The 18,911-nt window shown below is 63.5% G+C and carries 17 protein-coding genes and 1 pseudogene; 7 read left to right on the top strand and 11 right to left on the bottom strand.

The annotated features are described in order from the left end of the window. Window positions 1-18: 18 nt before the first annotated feature. The 3 genes from msuE to K6G35_RS23965 all read right to left on the bottom strand — a co-directional run bounded on the left by msuE (window position 19) and on the right by K6G35_RS23965 (window position 2,826). Window positions 19-600, bottom strand: coding sequence for an FMN reductase (gene msuE, locus K6G35_RS23955; protein WP_008652026.1), 582 nt, complete (start codon window positions 598-600; stop codon window positions 19-21). 8 nt (window positions 601-608) lie between these two features. Continuing rightward, a complete protein-coding gene (locus K6G35_RS23960) occupies window positions 609-1,013 on the bottom strand; it encodes a hypothetical protein (RefSeq protein WP_495676437.1) in 405 nt (134 codons plus the stop codon). Between the two features lie 361 nt (window positions 1,014-1,374). After that, window positions 1,375-2,826: a short-chain fatty acyl-CoA regulator family protein gene (locus tag K6G35_RS23965; protein ID WP_495676438.1), complete on the bottom strand. Its 1,452-nt coding sequence runs from the start codon at window positions 2,824-2,826 to the stop codon at window positions 1,375-1,377. A 146-nt stretch (window positions 2,827-2,972) separates the two neighbouring features. Between K6G35_RS23965 and K6G35_RS23970 the strand changes: the two genes are divergently transcribed. The 4 genes from K6G35_RS23970 to mmsB all read left to right on the top strand — a co-directional run bounded on the left by K6G35_RS23970 (window position 2,973) and on the right by mmsB (window position 7,720). After that, the gene (locus K6G35_RS23970; RefSeq protein ID WP_495676439.1) at window positions 2,973-4,478 is read left to right on the top strand and encodes a CoA-acylating methylmalonate-semialdehyde dehydrogenase; all 1,506 of its coding nucleotides are present in this window, start codon (window positions 2,973-2,975) and stop codon (window positions 4,476-4,478) included. 14 nt (window positions 4,479-4,492) lie between these two features. Then, window positions 4,493-5,653 carry an acyl-CoA dehydrogenase family protein gene (locus K6G35_RS23975; protein ID WP_495676440.1) on the top strand — a complete coding sequence of 387 codons (1,161 nt, stop codon included), beginning with the start codon at window positions 4,493-4,495 and terminating at the stop codon, window positions 5,651-5,653. 8 nt (window positions 5,654-5,661) lie between these two features. Then, window positions 5,662-6,786 carry an enoyl-CoA hydratase/isomerase family protein gene (locus K6G35_RS23980; protein ID WP_495676441.1) on the top strand — a complete coding sequence of 375 codons (1,125 nt, stop codon included), beginning with the start codon at window positions 5,662-5,664 and terminating at the stop codon, window positions 6,784-6,786. A gap of 70 nt (window positions 6,787-6,856) precedes the next feature. After that, window positions 6,857-7,720 (top strand): 3-hydroxyisobutyrate dehydrogenase, encoded by an 864-nt coding sequence (gene mmsB / locus K6G35_RS23985; protein ID WP_495677127.1) that lies wholly within the window; start codon window positions 6,857-6,859, stop codon window positions 7,718-7,720. Between the two features lie 222 nt (window positions 7,721-7,942). Here mmsB and K6G35_RS23990 read toward each other — a convergent pair whose 3' ends face one another. Continuing rightward, window positions 7,943-8,842, bottom strand: coding sequence for a LysR family transcriptional regulator (locus K6G35_RS23990; RefSeq protein ID WP_008652016.1), 900 nt, complete (start codon window positions 8,840-8,842; stop codon window positions 7,943-7,945). A gap of 92 nt (window positions 8,843-8,934) precedes the next feature. Here K6G35_RS23990 and metE point away from each other — a divergent pair, with 92 nt between their 5' ends. Together metE and K6G35_RS24000 are read left to right on the top strand one after the other, a co-directional pair. After that, window positions 8,935-11,232 (top strand): 5-methyltetrahydropteroyltriglutamate--homocysteine S-methyltransferase, encoded by a 2,298-nt coding sequence (gene metE / locus K6G35_RS23995; protein WP_495676442.1) that lies wholly within the window; start codon window positions 8,935-8,937, stop codon window positions 11,230-11,232. A 34-nt stretch (window positions 11,233-11,266) separates the two neighbouring features. Then, complete coding sequence (locus K6G35_RS24000) at window positions 11,267-11,452, top strand: hypothetical protein (protein ID WP_160172206.1); 186 nt, start codon at window positions 11,267-11,269, stop codon at window positions 11,450-11,452. 50 nt (window positions 11,453-11,502) lie between these two features. Here K6G35_RS24000 and K6G35_RS24005 read toward each other — a convergent pair. The 5 genes and pseudogenes from K6G35_RS24005 to K6G35_RS24025 all read right to left on the bottom strand — a co-directional run. Further along, window positions 11,503-11,853 (bottom strand): annotated as a pseudogene (locus K6G35_RS24005) (hypothetical protein); the annotation flags it as partial. 166 nt (window positions 11,854-12,019) lie between these two features. Continuing rightward, window positions 12,020-13,375, bottom strand: a complete 1,356-nt coding sequence (locus tag K6G35_RS24010) for an MFS transporter (protein ID WP_495676443.1) — start codon at window positions 13,373-13,375, stop codon at window positions 12,020-12,022. A gap of 51 nt (window positions 13,376-13,426) precedes the next feature. Then, entirely contained in the window at window positions 13,427-14,167 is a 741-nt protein-coding gene (locus tag K6G35_RS24015; RefSeq protein ID WP_186426677.1) for a carboxymuconolactone decarboxylase family protein, read from the bottom strand. 24 nt (window positions 14,168-14,191) lie between these two features. Continuing rightward, window positions 14,192-15,016, bottom strand: a complete 825-nt coding sequence (locus K6G35_RS24020) for an SDR family NAD(P)-dependent oxidoreductase (RefSeq protein WP_495676444.1) — start codon at window positions 15,014-15,016, stop codon at window positions 14,192-14,194. Between the two features lie 93 nt (window positions 15,017-15,109). After that, the gene (locus tag K6G35_RS24025) at window positions 15,110-16,165 is read right to left on the bottom strand and encodes a beta-keto acid cleavage family enzyme (protein ID WP_495676445.1); all 1,056 of its coding nucleotides are present in this window, start codon (window positions 16,163-16,165) and stop codon (window positions 15,110-15,112) included. Window positions 16,166-16,281: 116 nt separating this feature from the next. Between K6G35_RS24025 and K6G35_RS24030 the strand changes: the two genes are divergently transcribed. Further along, entirely contained in the window at window positions 16,282-17,340 is a 1,059-nt protein-coding gene (locus K6G35_RS24030; RefSeq protein ID WP_495676446.1) for an AraC family transcriptional regulator, read from the top strand. A gap of 87 nt (window positions 17,341-17,427) precedes the next feature. On the opposite strand, the gene K6G35_RS24035 is transcribed toward K6G35_RS24030, so the two are convergent. Continuing rightward, entirely contained in the window at window positions 17,428-18,537 is a 1,110-nt protein-coding gene (locus tag K6G35_RS24035) for a methyltransferase (RefSeq protein WP_454040392.1), read from the bottom strand. Further along, window positions 18,455-18,667 (bottom strand): hypothetical protein, encoded by a 213-nt coding sequence (locus K6G35_RS24040; protein ID WP_286881944.1) that lies wholly within the window; start codon window positions 18,665-18,667, stop codon window positions 18,455-18,457. Before K6G35_RS24040 ends, K6G35_RS24035 begins: the two co-directional genes overlap by 83 nt. Between the last annotated feature and the right edge of the window lie 244 nt (window positions 18,668-18,911).

Consider the following 18,911-nt stretch of genomic DNA (forward strand, 5'->3'; position numbering starts at 1 on the left):
GCCCGTTACGCCCTTGTTTCAGGCCGCGACCATTTCCTCGGCGTTGGCGGATCTTGTCTGGCGCGTCAATTCGACCAACGGCAATGCCCGCTGGACCGCGAGTCTGGCCCGCTGGATAAGGGCCTCGTTCTGCAGGCGGTAGTCGACGAAATCCTTGTCGGTGGCGTAGACACCCAACGGCAAGGTACGTGCCTGGAAGAAGCTGAACAGTGGCCGCAACTGGTGGTCGATCATCAGGGCATGGCGCTCGCTGCCGCCGGTGGCAGCCAACAAGACCGGCTTGTCGATCAAGGCGTCCTGATCAATGAAGTCGAAGAAATGCTTGAACAGGCCCGAGTAAGAGCCGCGGAAGACCGGTGTTGCCACCACCAGGACGTCGGCTTGCTCGACCGCCGCAAGCTCTCGCTCCACCGTGTCGGACATTTGAGAGCGCCAGACCGCGCCAGCAAGCTGCGGCGCGAGTTGACCCAACTCGACCAGCCGTTGCTCGCACGGGACTTCTTCAGCGATCAGGTCCAGCAGGTGCTCTGTCAGAGCCGCAGACTTGGAGGGGCGTTGCAGCCCACCGGAGACCGCTACTACGCGGAGTGGAAGTGTCATCTTTGTTTTCATATGGATGGATCTGCGCGGTGCCGGGAGACGCGATGCGTACCGATGCAAGCGCATTGACCAAGCCGAGAGCGCGCATTCACAGCGGGCCGCCGCCGTTGCTCGCTGTTTGCCGCCATCCCGTTAAGGACGGTGCAAACCAACTGCTGCAATGGCATACGCTCGGTCCATGCGCCATGTCGGCCACGGGGCAGTCTCATGCGCTGAGCCAGCTCGGGCACAGCCTGGTCGGCATCCGCCCAGCCCTCGCCAACGTCAACCGCATCACGCGCGCGACCACTGGTGTAGCGCTGCAGCACCAACTCGGCCTGGGAGAATGCAAACAAACAATAGGAGCGGATGCTATCGACAGATAACCATGAAGTAAAATGGTTAAAACTCACATATTCATGAATTTGGATCATGTGAGTGCTTCAGCGATATCCCTGTCGGCGTCGCTCAGCTGGTCAGTCAGCAGGGCGTTGACAGCCCACGTCGGCGTGCTGAACCTGACCTACTCGGCTGTGAGCCTCAGGCTGTTCGGAGGTCGAAGCCTGCGCCTGAAGCAATCTGACCTGACGCCTCGCAGCACACACCAGGAACTGATGGCGCGCAGACTGGCCTTGCACTGCTATATCCAGACACACTGGAGAACGGGCCGGCGCTTCGGATGGCGCGGCACTAGCAAGCGTCTGGCGGGGACCCTGACTAACGCTCCGTCAGAGCGCGCCGATCGGAATCGACTTTTTTGGGGCCGTGGCGGCGGAATTCTGCGCCGGCTTCGGGTCAATCCTTCGCAAACCGATAGGACACCAGCGATTCCGTGTTGCTGTCGATCACGATGGATTTGCCCGCAGGCGGAAATGCGCGCTGCACGCAATCCTGCCTGGGGCAGACGCGGCAACCGGGACCAATCGGTGCAACGTCCGACGGATGATCGATGTCGATATGATCGGCGTAGACGAGCTCGCGTGCGTGCGCGAGCTCGCATCCAAGACCCACGGCGAAAAGCTTGCGCCTGGCCCGAAAGCCGCCGCCGCCCCGTTCGATCGTCCTGGCGATGCCGAAGTAGCGGATGCCGTCCGGCATTTCGGCGACCTGAGTCAGGATGCGGCCGGGCTGGGCAAACGCTTCGTGGACATGCCAGAGCGGACATGCGCCGCCGTGGCGGGCGAAGTGGAACGAGGTCGCGCTCTGGCGCTTCGAGATATTGCCGGCCTGGTCCAGCCGGACAAAGTAGAACGGTACGCCGCGCGCATGGGGCCGCTGCAGCGTGGAAAGCCGATGGCAAACCGTTTCGATGCTGACCTGGAACTGTTGCTGCAGGAGTTCGATGTCATAGCGCACCCGTCGTGCCGCATCGAGAAAGTCGGCATATGGCAGCAGCATCGCGCCCGCGAAATAGTGCGATAGCCCCTGGCGCACCAGTTCCTGCGTGGACGCATCCGCAAACGCGGCCTGGCGGATTTCCGTATCGATGATGTCGCCATGCCTGAGCGGGGCGTATTGGGTGGCGAGCTGGAACGCCTGCTGGGCGTCGCTGAGCCCGGCCCGGATGGTCATCCGCTTACGGGTGGGGTCGAAGCGGCGCAGCCAAGCCTCGCCATCGGACTGCTCCACCACGGTGACGCCGAAATCCTGTCGCAGCAAGCGCTGCAGCGGCCCGCTGCGTGCGCCCGGTACCAAGGCCGCCGAACCCGCCAGATCCTCGGCCAATACATCGAGGGCGTCCAGATAGTTGTTCTGCCGGTTGAAATGATCCCGGACCTCCTCATGCGGTAACGGTGCTCCCATGCGGCGTACCGCCTCGGATGTCGTGCCGGGATCGAGATCGCCATAGAAACGATCGACCGTCTGGGCGTATTCGTCCTGCAAGCGGCCATGCCTGGCGTAAAGGCTCAGGAACGCGTCGACAAGATCCGGCGCGTGCTCGCTCATGCGCTGTAAAGCGGCGGGGCCGATGGCGCCTGACCAGACCGTGCGGTCCTTCAGCGCGGCATCCAGCTCCGCCAGTTGCCGCTGATCCTTGTCTTCCGAGAACTGGGCGACGTCGCCGCCAAACACTTCGGCCAGTTTGAGCAGTACCGCAGCGGTCACGGGGCGCTGGTTGTTCTCGATCTGGCTGACATAGCTAAGTGATAGCGATAGCCGTCCGGCCAACGCCATCTGGCTCCACTCGCGCTGTTCGCGGAGCCTTCGCACGCGCGCGCCGACAAAGATCTTCCGGGATTTCGTCATTTCACAATCTTCACAAATTTAATCGAGGAGATGCGAAGCAATTCACAGATTTTCTCTTTTACTTCAGTAGCTTGTGTGAATCTGTGAAGGTTGCGGGTAGATTCTGCTTGAGATTTTCGATCATGTCGAGTGACCTTGGAGACGCTATGGCTGCCGCTGACATTCCCCGTATTCCCTTGTTGATCAATGGTGAGTTCGTCCAGTCCCGGACATCCGAATGGCGGGACGTTGTGAATCCTGCAAACCAGCAGGTATTGGCTCGTGTGCCGATGGCCACGGCGGACGAAATAGCCGCTGCCGTTGGAGCAGCGCAGGCAGCGTTCCCCGCATGGAAGAAAACGCCGATCGGCGCCCGCGCGCGCATCTTCCTGAAGTACCAGGAACTGATTCGCGCCAATATGAAATCCCTGGCTGCCACGCTCACAGCCGAGCAAGGCAAGACGCTGGCGGACGCGGAGGGCGATGTGTTCCGCGGCCTGGAAGTGGTGGAGCACGCCGCCGCCATCGGCAACCTGCAACTGGGCGAACTGGCCAACAACGTGGCCGCGGGCGTCGACACCTACACGCGCCTGCAACCGCTGGGTGTCTGTGCGGGCATCACGCCGTTCAATTTCCCGGCGATGATTCCGCTGTGGATGTTCCCCATGGCAATTGCCTGCGGCAATACGTTCGTGCTGAAGCCCTCGGAGCAGGACCCGATGGTGACGATGCAACTGGTGGAACTGGCGCTGGAGGCGGGCGTCCCGAAGGGGGTGCTCAACGTCGTGCATGGCGCCGCCGATGTTGTGAACGCCATCTGCGATCACCCGGACATCAAGGCAATCTCGTTCGTTGGCTCGACCAGGGTTGGCACACATGTGTATGAGCGCGCATCGCTGGCGGGCAAACGCGTGCAATGCATGATGGGGGCGAAGAACCACGCCATCGTGCTGCCCGACGCTCACAAGGAGCAGACGCTCAACGCGCTGGCTGGCGCCGCATTCGGTGCGGCAGGGCAGCGTTGCATGGCGGTGTCTGTCGTCGTGCTGGTCGGTGAGGCCAATCGCTGGTTGCCGGACCTGGCAGCCAAGGCCCGGTCGCTCAAGGTGGGCCCCGGGCAAAACAATCCCGATGTCGGGCCCGTTATCTCCCGCAGTGCCAAGGCGCGTATCGAAGGGCTCATCGCCCAGGGGGTGGCGGAAGGCGCGACGCTGGAACTCGACGGACGCATGCCGGAGCTTCCTGGCGGCCTGGCCGAGGGCAATTACATCGCGCCGACCATCTTTTCGGGTGTCCGCCCCGGTATGGAGATCTACGACCAGGAAGTGTTTGGTCCCGTGTTGTCCTTGGTAAGTGTCGAGTCGCTAGACGACGCCATCGCGCTGGTCAACGCCAATCCCAACGGCAATGGCGTGGCGATCTTCACGCAATCCGGCGCGGCGGCGCGCAAGTTCGAGGAAGAGATCGATGTGGGCCAAGTGGGCGTCAATGTGCCGATCCCGGTCCCGGTGCCGCTGTTCTCGTTCACCGGGTCCCGCGCGTCCAAGCTGGGCGACCTCGGGCCCTACGGCAAGCAGGTGGTGCTGTTCTACACGCAGACCAAGACCATTACGTCGCGCTGGTTCGAGGATGACGTGACCACCGGCGTCAACACGACGATCCGCCTGCAATAGGCCAGGAGCGAGCGATGGATTTCGATCTCAACGAGGACCAGCTCGCCTTCCAGCACACGGCGCGTCAGTTTGCGGACCAGGAGTTCGCACCTTACGCCGGCGAGTGGGACGAAATGCGGCACTTTCCGCGCGACACGATCCGCAAGTCTGGCGAGCTTGGCTTCTGCGGACTCTACACGCCTGTCGAGCACGGTGGGGTCGGCCTGTCCAGGCTCGATGCGACGATTGTCTTCGAGGAACTGGCCAGCGTCTGTCCATCCACTGCCGGCTTTGTCACGATCCACAACATGGCGACGTGGATGGTGACGACGTTTGGTTCCCGGGAGCTTGCCTCGCAGTGGGGCCCCAGGCTCGCCAGCGGCCAGGCGCTGGCGTCGTACTGCCTGACCGAGCCAGGCTCGGGTTCGGACGCGGCGTCGTTGCGGACCACCGCGCGTATGGACGCGGAAGGTCTCGTCGTCAACGGCAGCAAGGCGTTCATCTCGGGCGCGGGCGAAACCGACGTATTGGTGCTGATGGCCAGAACGGGTGGCTCCGGGGCAGCGGGCATCTCGGCATTGCTGGTGCCGGCGGACAGTCCTGGTATTCACTATGGCAAGAAGGAAGCGAAGATGGGCTGGAACAGCCAGCCCACCCGAACCATCAGCTTCGACAACGTGCGGGTGCCGGCTGCCAACCTGCTGGGCGAAATCGGCAGCGGTTTCAAGATCGCCATGAAGGGGCTGGATGGTGGTCGCATCAACATCGCCACCTGTTCGATCGGCGCCGCACAAGGCGCGCTGCGCGCCGCGCATCGGTACATGCATGAACGACAGCAGTTCGGCAAGCCGCTGGCGGATTTTCAGGTACTGCAGTTCAAGCTGGCAGACATGGCCACCGAACTGGTAGCGGCCCGTCAGATCGTGCGTCTGGCCGCGTCGAAGCTTGATGCGGGCGATGCCGAGGCATCGGTGTACTGCGCGATGGCGAAGCGGCTTGCCACGGACGTCGGCTTCAATGTCTGCAACGAGGCGCTGCAGATCCACGGCGGATATGGCTACATCCGCGAGTATCCGCTGGAACGCTTGCTGCGCGACGCGCGCGTGCACCAGATACTGGAAGGCACGAACGAGATCATGCGCGTGATCGTCGCCCGACGCCTGCTTCAGGACAACGCGACGGAGGTGATCCGGTGACGGAAAAAATGCATCACGACGTACCGGTGCGCATCGGCACGCTGTGGACCGCAAGTGGCCATCTGTTCGGCCGCGTCACGCTCGATGCGCCGGACAGCCTGAACGCACTGACCATGGCCATGGTCGAGCACATCGATCCGCAACTGGAGCGCTGGGCGGTGGATCCGAAGGTGGTGGGCGTCATCATCGACGCGGCAGGCGACAAGGCCTTCTGCGCCGGTGGCGATATCGTCGGGCTATACCGGTCGATGCAGAACGCCGGGGCGGGCAACGTGCCCGCCGATGCGGCCGCGTTCTTCGCCCGCGAATACCGAATGGACTATCGCATCCACCGCTATCCGAAGCCAGTGATCTGCTGGGCAACGGGCATCGTTATGGGAGGCGGCATTGGGCTGCTTGCCGGCGCCTCCCACCGCGTGGCGACTCCGACTTCGCGCATGGCGATGCCCGAGGTTGGAATTGGCCTCTATCCCGATGTCGGTGGTAGCTGGGTGCTGTCCAGGATGCCCGGCCATATTGGGATGTTCCTGGGACTGACGGGGGCATCGCTGAATGCCGGCGATGCGCGCTACGTAGGCCTTGCCACGCACGCTGTGCATGCCGGGCAACGCGGCATGCTGCTGGAGTCGATCGCGCAGGCATGCTGGCACGGGGATGCGCAAGCCGATGCCAACCGTATCGACGGGCTGCTTGCCATGCTCGGGGACGGTCAGGAATTGCCGCCGTCGCCGTTGCGCGAGCATGCAGCACGGATTGCCGGTCTGGTTGACGGTGACGATCTGGTGCAGATCGTCACGCGCCTGCGGGCTCTTGCCGAAGACCCGGATCCCTGGCTGGCCAAGGCTGGTCGCGCGGTCGCCGGTGCGTCGCCCACCTCGCTTGCGCTGACATTCGCCACGCAGCAACGCGCGCGGCGCATGACCCTGGCCGAGGTCTTTCGCATGGAATGGCAGGCGTCGATAGGCTGTTGTGTGCACCAGGATTTTCCAGAAGGCATCCGCGCCCTGTTGATCGACAAGGACAAGCAACCGCGCTGGCAGCCGGCCACGCTGGATGCCGTCACGGCCGAGCTTGTCGACGCGCACCTTGCGCCGCGCCATGGCGGCGTGCATCCACTGGCTGATCTGAGCTGATTCAGGAGACAACGACATGACCCGCAGCACACGTATCGCATTCATCGGGCTGGGCAACATGGGCGCCCCCATGGCGCTGAATTTGCATCGCGCCGGCTTCTCAGTGACCGCCTTCGACCTGAGCACGGAAGCGCTGGCGCGCGTGCGCAGCGAAGGGGTGGCCACTACCGACACTGTCCGGGCGGCGGTGGACGGTGCCGGGATCGTGATCTCGATGCTGCCAAACAGTCGCCACGTTGAGTCGCTTTTTCTCGGCACAGAGGGGCTGCTGACGCAACTGCCGCAGGGCGCGCTGATCATCGACTGCAGCACGATCGCGCCGGCGTCGGCGCGCAGGGTGGCGGATGTCGCGCGCGAGAAAGGCATCGACATGATCGACGCTCCGGTTTCGGGCGGAACGGCTGGTGCGGCCGCCGGGACGCTGACGTTCATCGTGGGCGGTAGCGAGGCGGCGTTGGCAAAGGGCCGGCCGGCGCTCGATGCCATGGGCAAGAACATCTTCCATATGGGCGAATCGGGCGCGGGCCAGGTGGCCAAGCTCTGCAACAACATGGCGCTTGGCGTGATCATGGCCGTTACCGGCGAAGCGTTGGCACTTGGCGTCTCGCAGGGCCTGGACCCGGCCAGGCTGTCGCAGATGATCGCCGTCAGCACCGGGCGGAGTTGGGCCACCGAGGTCTGCAATCCCTGGCCCGGCGTACTTGACAATGCGCCATCTTCACGTGGTTACAGCGGCGGGTTCGGCAATGACCTGATGCTGAAGGATCTGGGGCTCGCCGTGGACGCCGCAATGTCGGCTGGCGCGACTGTGCCGCTTGGAGAGCTTGCGCGCAATCTGTACTCGCTGAATCAGCGCGCGGGACGCGGTGGCCTGGATTTTTCGAGCGTGATCCAGCTCTTCACAGCGGAGATTGCGTCCGGCAAGGGAACTTGACAGGCCGGCACGACAGGGCGAGCCATTCAGCGCGAAAACTCGCTTGGCACGCCAAGCATGCGATGTCCGAGCGACGCCGTGTGTTGACGTGCCTGTTCGGGGACAAAGAGATAGAAGCGCCAGAGGTCGGCCTAGCTGGACTCCTGGGCATGGATCTCGTCGTAGGCGTCGCTGGCCGTCGGGCAGGGGAATTGGCTGGCGTGTGTCTGATATGGCGATGGTTCAGTTCGGGGCGACGTCCGCGGAGCGGCGGGCCAGTTCGATAAAGGCCTTCACGTAGTCGATGTCGATGTCGCCCTCGCGTGCGCCCAGGAAGATCTGTTTGGCGACCCCGTCGGCGCCCAGGCGAACGGCCGTGACGTCCATTTTCTGCGCGTATTCGGCCACTAGCCAGCGCGGCAGTGCGGCAATGCCGCGTCCGCTGGCCACCATCTGCATCATGATGTCGGTCGTCTCGATGGTCTTGTGGCGCTTGGGCGTGACGCCCGCCGGCTGCAGGAACATGTTGTAGATATCGAGCCGATCGATTGCAACCGGGTAGGTGATCAGCACTTCATCGGTCAGTGCATCAGCATCCACATACGGCAGGCCAGCAAGGCGATGGTCCTTGCCGACGACGAGCACCTGCTCGTAATCGAACACGGGCTCGAAATGCAGGCCCGGCTTGTAGAGCGGGTCGGGCGTAACGAGCATGTCAATCTCATACCCGAACAACGCGCCAATGCCGCCGAACTGGAATTTTTGCTTCACATCGACATCCACGTCGGGCCATTTGGCCAGATAGGGCGACACGATCTTGAGCAGCCACTGGTAGCACGGGTGGCATTCCATGCCGATGCGCAGCGTGCCACGTTCACCCTGCGCGAACTGTCGGACGCGTTCTTCGGCCAGGTCGAGCTGGGGTAGCACGCGGTTCGCCACCGCCAGCAGATAGGACCCTGCCTGCGTCAGCCGCAACGTACGACCCTCCCGTAGCCAGATGTCGGTGCCAAGCTGCAGTTCCAGCTTCTTCATGGCATGGCTAAGCGCCGACTGCGTCAGGCAGAGCACGGAAGCGGCGGCAGTCAGGGAACCCTGGCGGTCCACTTCCCGGAGGATCGATAGATGAATGCGCTCAAGCATGAGTGATATTCATTGAATTCTGAATAACGATCATTTTACTTCATGTGATGCCGTTCCTACAATCCGGCTTCGACTTGAATACGGATGACGCCATGACCACGATCCACAACCTCGGCTTTCCGCGTATCGGCGCGAAGCGCGAACTGAAATTCGCACTGGAGTCCTATTGGAAGGGTGAAACATCGCGCGACGAACTGAAGCGGCTAGCCGCCGAGTTGCGTCAACGACACTGGAATAGTCAGAAAGGTCTGGATCTGGTGCCGGTAGGCGACTTTGCTTTCTACGACCAGGTGCTGGACATGAGCTTCACGCTCGGCAACCTGCCCGAGCGCGTGCAAGGCTTCCATGGCGATGCGCTGGACAACTACTTCCGCGTGGCCCGTGGCCGCTCGGCCAAGTCGGCCAAGTCGGCCGAAGAGCATGCAGCGTGCTGCGGTGGCGTGGCCGCCGGCGAGATGACCAAGTGGTTCGACACCAACTACCATTACATCGTCCCGGAATTCTCGGCCAGCACCGAGTTCAAGCTGGACCCATCGCGCCTGCTGGACCAGCTTGGCGAAGCGCGCGCACTGGGTGTCACCGCCAAGCCGGTGATCGTGGGCCCGGTGACCTACCTGGCGCTTGGCAAGGCCAAGGACGATTCCGACAAGCTGGCGCTGCTGCCGCGCCTGTTGCCCGCTTATGTGGAACTGCTGGTCGCCCTGGCCGCGCAGGGCGTGGAGTGGGTGCAAATCGACGAGCCGGTGCTGGTGACCGAGCTGTCGAACGCCTGGCGCGACGCCTTCCGTACGGCTTACCTGGCGCTGGCCAAGTCGCCGGCCAAGCTGCTGCTGGCCACGTACTTCGGCCAGTTGCAGGAAAACCTGCCACTGGTGGCCGAACTGCCGGTGGCCGGCGTGCACCTGGATGCCATCAACGCACGTGCCGAAGTCGAGGCGCTCATCGCGAAGTTGCCAGCCGACCGCGTGGTTTCGCTGGGCGTTATCAACGGCCGTAACATCTGGAAGACCGACCTGGGCCGCGTGTTGGACTGGCTGGAGCCGCTGGCGAAGCAGCTTGGCCAACGCCTGTGGGTGGCGCCGTCGTGCTCGCTGCTACACGTTCCGGTGGATCTGGGTAGCGAGCAGAAGCTCAATGCCGACGTGAAGTCGTGGCTGGCGTTTGCGCTGCAAAAGCTCGACGAACTGCAAGTGCTGGCCAGCGCCCTGCGCAACGGCCGGGACAGCGTCAAGGACGCGCTGGCCGCCAACAAGGTCGCCGTCGACGCACGTCGCGCTTCGCCGCGTGTGAACAACCCCGCCGTCAAGGCGGCCGTGGCTGGTATCAACGCCGCGCTAGGTCAGCGTCAGAATGTCTATAGCGAACGCGCGCCGAAACAAGCTGCGCACCTGAAGCTGCCGGTATTTCCGACTACGACGATTGGCTCGTTCCCGCAAACGACCGAGATCCGCCACGCGCGCAGCCAGTACAAGGCCGGCGCACTGGATGAAGCCGGCTACAAGACCGCCATGGAGGCGGAGATCGCCCGCAGCGTACGCGAGCAGGAAGCGCTAGGTCTTGACGTGCTGGTCCACGGCGAAGCCGAGCGCAACGACATGGTCGAGTACTTCGGCGAGCAGCTCGAAGGCTACGCATTCAGTCAGTTTGGCTGGGTGCAGTCGTACGGCTCGCGCTGCGTGAAGCCGCCTATTCTGTTCGGCGACATCAGCCGTCCGAAGGCCATGACCGTCGAATGGATCAAGTACGCGCAATCGCTGACCAGCAAGCCGATGAAGGGCATGCTGACCGGCCCCGTGACGATCCTGAACTGGTCATTCGTGCGTGACGACCAGCCGCGTTCCGTGTCGTGCTACCAGCTCGCACTGGCGATCCGCGAGGAAGTGCTGGACTTGGAGCGTGCTGGCATCAATGTGATCCAGATCGACGAGGCCGCGCTGCGCGAAGGCCTGCCGCTGCGTCGCGCGCAGTGGAAGGAATACCTGGACTGGGCCGTCGGATCGTTCCGCGTCACGGCCAATGGCGTGCGCGACGAAACGCAGATCCACACCCACATGTGCTATTCGGAGTTCAACGACATCATCGCGTCGATCGCCGACATGGATGCCGACGTGATCACGATCGAGACGTCGCGCTCAGATATGGAGCTGCTCGACGCGTTCGACAACTTCAAGTATCCGAACGAGATTGGCCCGGGCGTGTACGACATCCACTCGCCGAACATCCCGACGCAGGAGCACATCGTGCAACTGATGCGCAAGGCGGCAGAGCGCGTGCCTGCCGAACGACTGTGGGTGAACCCGGACTGCGGCCTGAAGACGCGCCAGTGGGCGGAGGTTATCCCGGCACTGACGAACATGGTTGCCGCTGCCAGGGCGCTGCGCGCCCAGTAACGCCGGAAGCGCTCTTCGTCGTCGAGTCCGCATCGTGTCGCGTTCGGCAGGTGAAGGGCGTGCTGCGGCGTTCGTGCCGATTAAGCGGCTCTGGGTCAATCCGGATTGCGGTCTCAAGACCCGTACCTGGCCAGAGGTGGAGGCTGCGCTGTCGAATATGGTCACGGTAGCGCGAACGGTGCCAGAGCAGGTGGGGCGGCGGACCCAAGTCCAGCGTTGAAGGGGACGATAGCCGGGGCCGGTCAGCTTTGGGCCACGCTGGCTATCCCGTCAATGCCGGATCTGACCAAATCCGCCACCCGCCCATCTTGTAGCGCTTTCCGTTGTCAAACGAAAGTCCGGTTGTACATTGACGCTTGCGAGAACGTCCCCGAATGCATCAATGGCCGTCAGTGTGCCGAATGGCTCGAATTCGTCTGGCGTGATCGCCAGCCTGACGTTCACGAGCTGCGAGGCGATCTCGATCGAGACTTGCTTGTTGAGCTGTGCGTGCAGTTGCTGCTCGTGCCGGCGGATGACCTCGGATGCGGTCTTCACCAGCGGCTTCGGATCGACCTTGTTTCTGCCCATTGTCCAGGGGCCAACGAGAGCAGGTTCCGCGCTGCCGTCGCGAAACATCTCGAATCGGTGAAGGCGTTGACCAGTTGAATCCGCGACTCCTCGCGGGCATTTGGCCGTCTCCGGCTGAACGGCCGAACCGCAGCCCGCTTCTGCCCACCGCGATGAGGCGCTGGGCGGCACCTCCCAGCTCCTCAATCAGCGGACTATGTGTGTTGGGCTGCATTGGCTAGGCTTGGCCGGCCCCGTCGCCAGGCTGGCGGCTGCGCCCCAGCAGCCGGGCCGGCAACGCAAGCAACAGAACGACCGCTCCCACTGCCAGCAGTACAGCAAGCAGGTCGAACGCGAGATAAAGGTCTCCGGTGCGGGTCTTGATCGCGCCCACCGCGATTGGGCTCAGCAGGGCCGCCACGCCCCCAAGGCTGCTGACAAAGGCGATGCCGGCAGGCGCCTGCGTGCCGCCGAGATATGCCGGCGGGATCGTCCAGAACACCGGCAGCGCCGCCAGGCATGCAGCGGCGCCGATTGTCATGCATAGCACCGAAGGCACCAGTTGATCGCGCACGATGCCCATCAGCAGGAAGCTGGCTGCTGCCACCAGGAGACAGCCCGCGACGTGCCAGCGCCGTTCCAGATGGCGATCCGAGCTGCGTGCCAGCAGGTACATCGTCACCAGTCCGAGTACATAGGGCAGCGTGGAGATCCAGCCGATGCGTGTCACCTGGGTCTCACCAAAGCCCTGGATCAGCGTGGGCATCCAGTACGCGATGGTATTGGTGCTGGCATAGATCGAAAGAAAGGTCAGGCCGATCATGTAGATGCGTGGATCCTTGAGCAGGGCTTTGATACCGCCGTGTTGTTGTGCGTGGACCTCTTTGCCAAGATCGCTGGCGAGCAGCGCCTTTTCTGTCGGACTGAGCCAAGTCGCCTGTGTCGGACCGTCGTCGAGGAAGCGATACGCGACGAGGGCGAGCAGCATCGCGGGGATGCCTTCCACCACAAACAGCGCCTGCCAGTCGCGCAGTCCCATCCATCCGTCCAGGTGGAGCATGATCGCCGCGGCCAGCGGGCCGCTGATCATTCCGGCGAAGGTGCCAGACATCAGGAACAGTGAGGTGATCCGTCCGCGGCGCTGCGCCGGGAACCAGTAGGTCAGGTAGAGGATGACGCCCGGAAAGAAGCCTGCCTCGGCCACGCCGAGCAGGAAGCGCGCGACGTAAAGCGCATCCGGCGAGCTGACCTGGCTGGTGGCGATCGTCACGAGGCCCCACAGCAGCATGATGCGTGTGATGGTCAGGCGCGCGCCGATCTTCTGCATATACAGGTTGCTTGGCACCTCGAACAGGATGTACCCGGCGAAAAAGGCCGCCGCGCCGATGCCATAGGCGGCGTCCGATAGTCCAAGGTCGCTGGCCATGCGTAGCTTGGCGAACGAGATGTTGATGCGGTCGATCGTGTTCAGCACGTAGGCAACGAACAGGAACGGCAGCAGCCGCCACATGATCTTGCGATAGATGGCGGCAAGCGTGTCGGCATCCTGATGGAGCGATGCGGTATTGCCTGCAGTGGGGGCGAAGGGATGCACGGCGTACTCCTGGACTTTGCGGGAAGAGGCCGGCAGATCCGGCCCCGGGGGTCAAGCCGCGGTTTCCCGCATGGCGCGGTCGAGCATCGGTACCGCGAGTTCGCAGGCTTCGATGCCTTGCAGGCTGACGATCTTCAGTACCGCCAGGATCTGCGCGCGCGTGGCGCCGAGCCGCAGCGCGGCTTCGATATGCCGCTGGGTGCCGTGGCCGTACATGTGGGTGATCGCGGCATCGCCGGCGATGCAGAGAAACTCGATCCACAGCGGCGGCAGGATGTTGTCCTTCCACAGGCCGAAGCCCATTGCCAGGAATTTTTCAAGGTACTGTGGATCCCAGCGATAGAGCGTCTCCCACAGCGGATTGAACATGCCGTTGGCACGCACCGCGTCGCACACCGGCGTGGCGCCGGGCGCCACGGGGTCATCGGGAATGCCGGCGCGCGCCAGCTCCTCGGCCAGCGCCGGCACGCCAACCGCGCAGGCGTGGATGCCGACCACGCTGGCCAGCTTGAACACTTCCAGGATCTCGGCGCGGGTGGCGCCCAGGCGGATGGCCTCGCGCACGTGGCGGGACACACCCGGCTTGTACAGGTGGGTGGCGGTGACATCGAGATTCAGGCGGATTAGCGCGACCAGCTTGGGGTCAAGCACATCGTCAGCTTGCGCATCGCGCGCCAGTGCGACCCAGCCAGCGATCCAGTTGGGATCCCAGTCAGTCAGCGGATCGAGCTCGCTGCCGAGCACGCCGGTATCGCGCAGCGCCTTGTAGTGTGGAAATAGATTGAGTTGCATGGTTTTCTAAGTCTGAGGGCGGCCTCAGATCACCGAGCCGCCATTTGGGCTGATGACCTGGCCTACGAGGTAGTGCTCGTCACTGGCGAGGTGCAGCACGGTTGCGGCGTACTCCTCCACGGTGCCGAAGCGGCCCGCCGGGCAGCCTTGCCAGAGCCGGTTGCGGCCGTCCTCGCCGATCCTTTCCAGATACTCGTTGAAGGCCGGTGTCGCGACGCCGCCAGGTGCCATCGCGTTGACATAGATGTTCGCCCCGGCCACTTCCAGCGCCACGGAGCGCGTGAAGGCCACCACGGCGCCCTTGGTGGCGCTGTAGTGCGGGCTGTGCGCGCTCTTTGACGAGATCCCGGCGATCGAGGCGATATTGACGATGCGGCCGTAGCGTTGCGGCTGCATCAGCCGGAGTGCTTCTCGGGTGCAATAGAAGGTCCCATGCACGTTTACGCCCCAATATCGCAGCCATTCTTCGTCGGTGATCTCGCTGGTGAAGCCGAGCGATGCGCGTGGCACCGGCGTTTGCAGGTACGCATAGAGCTGGTTGCGGCGCTCGGTATCCACCGGGCGGTTGGGGGTCAGCGCGGCATTGTTGACAAGGATATGTACCGTGCCAAAGGCCTCGCGCGCCTGCGCAAACATGTCGGCCACTTGCTGGCTCGACGACACGTCGCAAGCGACGGAAAGGCAGCGGCGGCCCTCGGCGAGGACCGCCTCGCGTGCGGCGGCCAGCGACGCCGGGTTGATGTCGCAAATCACCAGGTCGGCGCCTGCGCGTGCCAGTGCCACCGCGATGCCCTGGCCCAGGCCCGGGCCAACGCCCGTCACCAAGGCGATCTTGTTGCTCAGCTTCATGATTGGTCTCTGCCGGAAACTGTATTCGGAGGTCAACACCAGAACATCACGCGCAGCCGGGGCGCCGCGCGTGACGTGGCGGCATGGCTGTGCTCAGACGCTGCCCGGCACCGTGAAGCCGCGCTGGCCCGGTTTGCGGTTCGGCGCCATGCCCAGCTGGCGGATGGTCTCGTCGGCGCTGTCGTACCACTCGTCGATCTTGTAGATGCGGCGCGCTTCCGTACCGTTGGCTACGTCGCGGCCCAGCTCGCGCGCCAGGCGCACGGTCTGCTCGATCTGCTGCACCGAGGTCATGCGTTCGCCTTTGCGGCCCCACAGGTTGTCCTCGATGCCCACGCGCACATGCAGCCCCAGCGCGATCGCCATGGCGTTCATCGGCAGCACCGCGCGCATGGCGCTCTCGATCGTCAGCACGGCGCCGTCCGGCGTGCGGCGCGCGAACTCGATCATGTCAGCAGGGTGCAGGCCGGCCGCGCCGCCGCCGATGGCGACATAGTTCAGGATCAGCGGGCCGCGATACAGGCCCTTGCGGATCAGGCGCTCAACGGTCTCCAATTGGGCCACGTGACCGAGCATGAAGTGCGGCTGGATTCCGGCCCGGCTCAGGCGCTCCAGGTGCTCGATGAAGAACGACGGCTTGGCGTCGACCACCATCTCGCTGTATGCCTTGAAGTATTCAGACTTCTCGAGGATGGTGCCTTTGACGTCGTCGGCGGTCAGCATCTCGCAGATATTCATCTGGCTGGTGTTGATCGCAATGGTCACCTGGTCCGGCCTGGGGTCCAGTTCGGCCAGCATATGGCGACTGTCATAGTCCAGCCACTCGGCGGCCTTGCCTTCGCCCTCCGGCGCAAACGAGATCGAGCCGCCGACCTGCAGCACCATGTCCGGAACGGCGTCACGCAGACGGGCCAGCATCTCGTTGAACATCGACAGGCGCTTGGAGCCCTTGCCGTCTGCCTCGCGCACATGCACATGAAGCACTGTGGCGCCGGCGTTATAGCAATCGATGGCCTTCTGAATCTGAGCATCCATGCTCACCGGAATGTCGTCCGAGTCGGATGGCAGAAACTGGGGGCCGTAGGGCGCGACCTGGATCACCAGCTTTTCCTGGTTCTCGGGAAGCAGGCTGTCGTCGAGAAAATGCATGAATAGTCTCCTGAAGGTGAAGCCCTTTGCAGTGGGGGCGGTGCAGGTATTCTGGACAGCTGTCCGATCCTGCGTTTATCCTTCCGTCACTATTTTTTATCTGACGATCACATCTGGTGAAAACCCGAACCTTGAAGCCCGAGAGCCGCTCCGTGCCAGTTGGCACGCTTGCGCGGGTGGTCGAAGTACTTCAGGCGCAGGGCGACGATCCCTGGCCGATCCTGGAGCGTCATGGGATCAGGCTCGCGTCGCTGCATGAACCCATGGCACCCCTGGCGCTACAGGTATGCGGCCGCATCCTGGCAGATGCGGCCGACGCGACCGGCCGGCCCCATCTCGCAGTGCAGGTCGGCGCGCGCGCCAATATGGAAAACGCGGGCCCGCTGCGCCTGCTGCTGCTGTCCTCGCGGAGCGTGCGCGATGCCGCGGAGGGCCTGCTGCGCTATGGTCGGATCTGGTACCGGGGCATCAACACGGCGCTGACCGTGCGCGATGGCTACGCCGTCTTCTCGATTGAAATCGACGGCGCCTTTGCTGGCCGTGAAGCGCTGCTGACGGCCTACCTGGCGGCCAACCTCCAGTTGTTCCGTCTGGTTCTCGGCAAGCTCTGGATGCCGGCGGCTGTGTCCTTGTCGCGGCCGCCGCCGTTGGAGCTTGGCCCGTATGCGGCACACTTCGGTTCCGATGTCCGCTTCGGCCAGCCGCGCGACGAATTCGTGTTTCCGGCCGCCACGCTCGAGCAACGATGCGGCGTCGGGGGTGTGGCAGGCGAGGCGGTGGAGTCCTCAGTGGTGCGCTACCTGGGCGAACTGGAGTCGCATGTCGCGCCGGATTTCCTTGGGCAGGTTCGGCATGCAATCCGCGATCTGATGCTGCTGGGCGAATGCACTGCACCGCGGCTGGCCGCGCTGTTCGCGGTTCACCGCTTTACGTTGCATCGCCACTTGCAGGATCACGGCACCTCGTTTGCCCAACTGCTGGACGAGGAGCGCGATACGCTGGCGCGACGGCTGCTGGCCAATACGGACATGCCGCTTGGAGATGTCGCGCGGGCATTGGGGTTCAAGACACAGGCCGGCTTTAACAAGGCCTTCATGCGGTGGCAGGGCGTCGCGCCCGGCACCTTGCGCGCCGGTCAGCGGCGCCGGCCCCGGCTCACCTTGCAGCGTGATTGATCTGGGCCAGTAGCCCTTGCTTGTCGCTTCACGACCCAAAGGCACCAACTCAACGCTCTTTCAACGTTCTCAACGCAACCGTCCACTTCACCCCGCACGCAACACCAGAATGCTCCCGAGCGACCGGAGACGCACGACCTCTTCAAGCGCCAGGCCGCCGGCTTGAATGATTGCCTTCCATTCGGTCAAGGTGCGTTCGCGCCCCCGGCTGCCGACGAACATCTGCATGTCGAACGATGCGCTGGAGATGTCGGCGTTTTTTTCAGGCACAACGATCTCCAGGATTGCCGCGCGGGCGCCGCTGTTGCCGATGGCTTCGCGGAGCCGTAGCAATGCCTGCACGCAGGCAGGGTCGTCAAAGCCATGCAGGACGGCCGAGTACAGGTAGACATCCTTCGGACCAGCCGCAGGCAGGCTTTCAAACAGGTTCGCAGCCTGAAATTGCAGGCGTTCGAGGCCATCCGCATGGTGCTCTGCCCAGTAGCGTCGGGCTTCCTCGATGACCTGGGGCCGATCCACGATCAGTGCCGCCAACCTTGGATGGCGTCGCAGGATCGCCAGCGACTTGGTGCCCCGTGATCCGCCAACGTCGATGATGCGGTCGAACCGGCCCCAATCCAGATCCGTGGCGAAGCCGTCGCCAGCCAGTGCCTCGACGCTGTTCATGGCTTCCGAGAAAAGCTGGTCGAACTCGGCATGATGATCCAGGTAATCGAACAGGTCCTCGCCGTGGCTGAGTTGAAACGGTGGCGTGCCGCTGCGGATGCCGGCCTCCAGTTGCTCGAACCATGGGCGGCTCATGGTTTCCGAGTTGTGCATCAGGATCATGGCCCGGACGCTTTTGGGATCGTCGCGCGTCAGGCACCGGGAGAGCTTGTTGTTGCGGAAGACCATCGGGGCCGTTTCCTCGAAGATGCCCATGGCTGCAAGCAGTCGCATCAGGCGTCCGAGCGCATCTTCATTGGCGTCGACCCGGCTGGCCAGCGCAGATGCCGTCAGGGTTGCCGTTCCCAGGACAGTCGCCAGGTCCAGCTTCGCCGCCACGTAGAGCGCTTTCGATTGCCAGTAGGCCGAGCCGATCTGCACCAGCCGGAAAGGGGCTGGCGTCATCCTGTCAGTGATCGATTGAAGCCAGGCGCCGAACCTCATGGCCTTGGCGAATCGGCGCACGGCACCTGCGTTCATCTGGAACGTCATGCTCATTCTCCTTGGCGAATTGGGCAATGCGGCGGGTCGTGACGTAGTGATAGTCGTCGGCGAGGAAGCCATCCAGCGCCGCCTTGATCAAGCGGATGCGGACGGATTCTGTAGCGTTCTGATCGTTCACGACCGGCTCTGGCGATTCTGACAAAGGTAGGCTATCAGTCGCAAGGGTGCGAGCAGAAGCGCTTTCGTCAATCATTTCCGGAGAGATGGTCGATATCGCGGTGGGCACGAACCTCGGGGGGCTGACGTGACATCCACGTTGATCGGGGCTTCCAGATGCGCGATGTCAAGCCGGCGGGCGGTCACGTCGGTGGCTACCAGTTGGGCAGGGCTTGCGATGTGCCCGATTGCAAAGGTCGAAGAGG

The organism is Cupriavidus sp. HY129 (assembly GCF_059492215.1).

What these genes read in the sequence shown, in the direction of transcription:
- K6G35_RS24020 (WP_495676444.1), bottom strand. Translation starts at nt 15,016, where the DNA reads ATGAAGCTGAGCAACAAGATCGCCTTGGTGACGGGCGTTGGCCCGGGC.
- K6G35_RS24025 (WP_495676445.1), bottom strand. Translation starts at nt 16,165, where the DNA reads ATGCATTTTCTCGACGACAGCCTGCTTCCCGAGAACCAGGAAAAGCTG.
- K6G35_RS24035 (WP_454040392.1), bottom strand. Translation starts at nt 18,537, where the DNA reads ATGACGTTCCAGATGAACGCAGGTGCCGTGCGCCGATTCGCCAAGGCC.
- K6G35_RS24015 (WP_186426677.1), bottom strand. Translation starts at nt 14,167, where the DNA reads ATGCAACTCAATCTATTTCCACACTACAAGGCGCTGCGCGATACCGGC.
- mmsB (WP_495677127.1), top strand. Translation starts at nt 6,857, where the DNA reads ATGGCGCTGAATTTGCATCGCGCCGGCTTCTCAGTGACCGCCTTCGAC.
- K6G35_RS23975 (WP_495676440.1), top strand. Translation starts at nt 4,493, where the DNA reads ATGGATTTCGATCTCAACGAGGACCAGCTCGCCTTCCAGCACACGGCG.
- K6G35_RS23965 (WP_495676438.1), bottom strand. Translation starts at nt 2,826, where the DNA reads ATGACGAAATCCCGGAAGATCTTTGTCGGCGCGCGCGTGCGAAGGCTC.
- K6G35_RS23980 (WP_495676441.1), top strand. Translation starts at nt 5,662, where the DNA reads ATGCATCACGACGTACCGGTGCGCATCGGCACGCTGTGGACCGCAAGT.
- K6G35_RS23970 (WP_495676439.1), top strand. Translation starts at nt 2,973, where the DNA reads ATGGCTGCCGCTGACATTCCCCGTATTCCCTTGTTGATCAATGGTGAG.
- metE (WP_495676442.1), top strand. Translation starts at nt 8,935, where the DNA reads ATGACCACGATCCACAACCTCGGCTTTCCGCGTATCGGCGCGAAGCGC.
- msuE (WP_008652026.1), bottom strand. Translation starts at nt 600, where the DNA reads ATGACACTTCCACTCCGCGTAGTAGCGGTCTCCGGTGGGCTGCAACGC.
- K6G35_RS23960 (WP_495676437.1), bottom strand. Translation starts at nt 1,013, where the DNA reads ATGATCCAAATTCATGAATATGTGAGTTTTAACCATTTTACTTCATGG.
- K6G35_RS23990 (WP_008652016.1), bottom strand. Translation starts at nt 8,842, where the DNA reads ATGCTTGAGCGCATTCATCTATCGATCCTCCGGGAAGTGGACCGCCAG.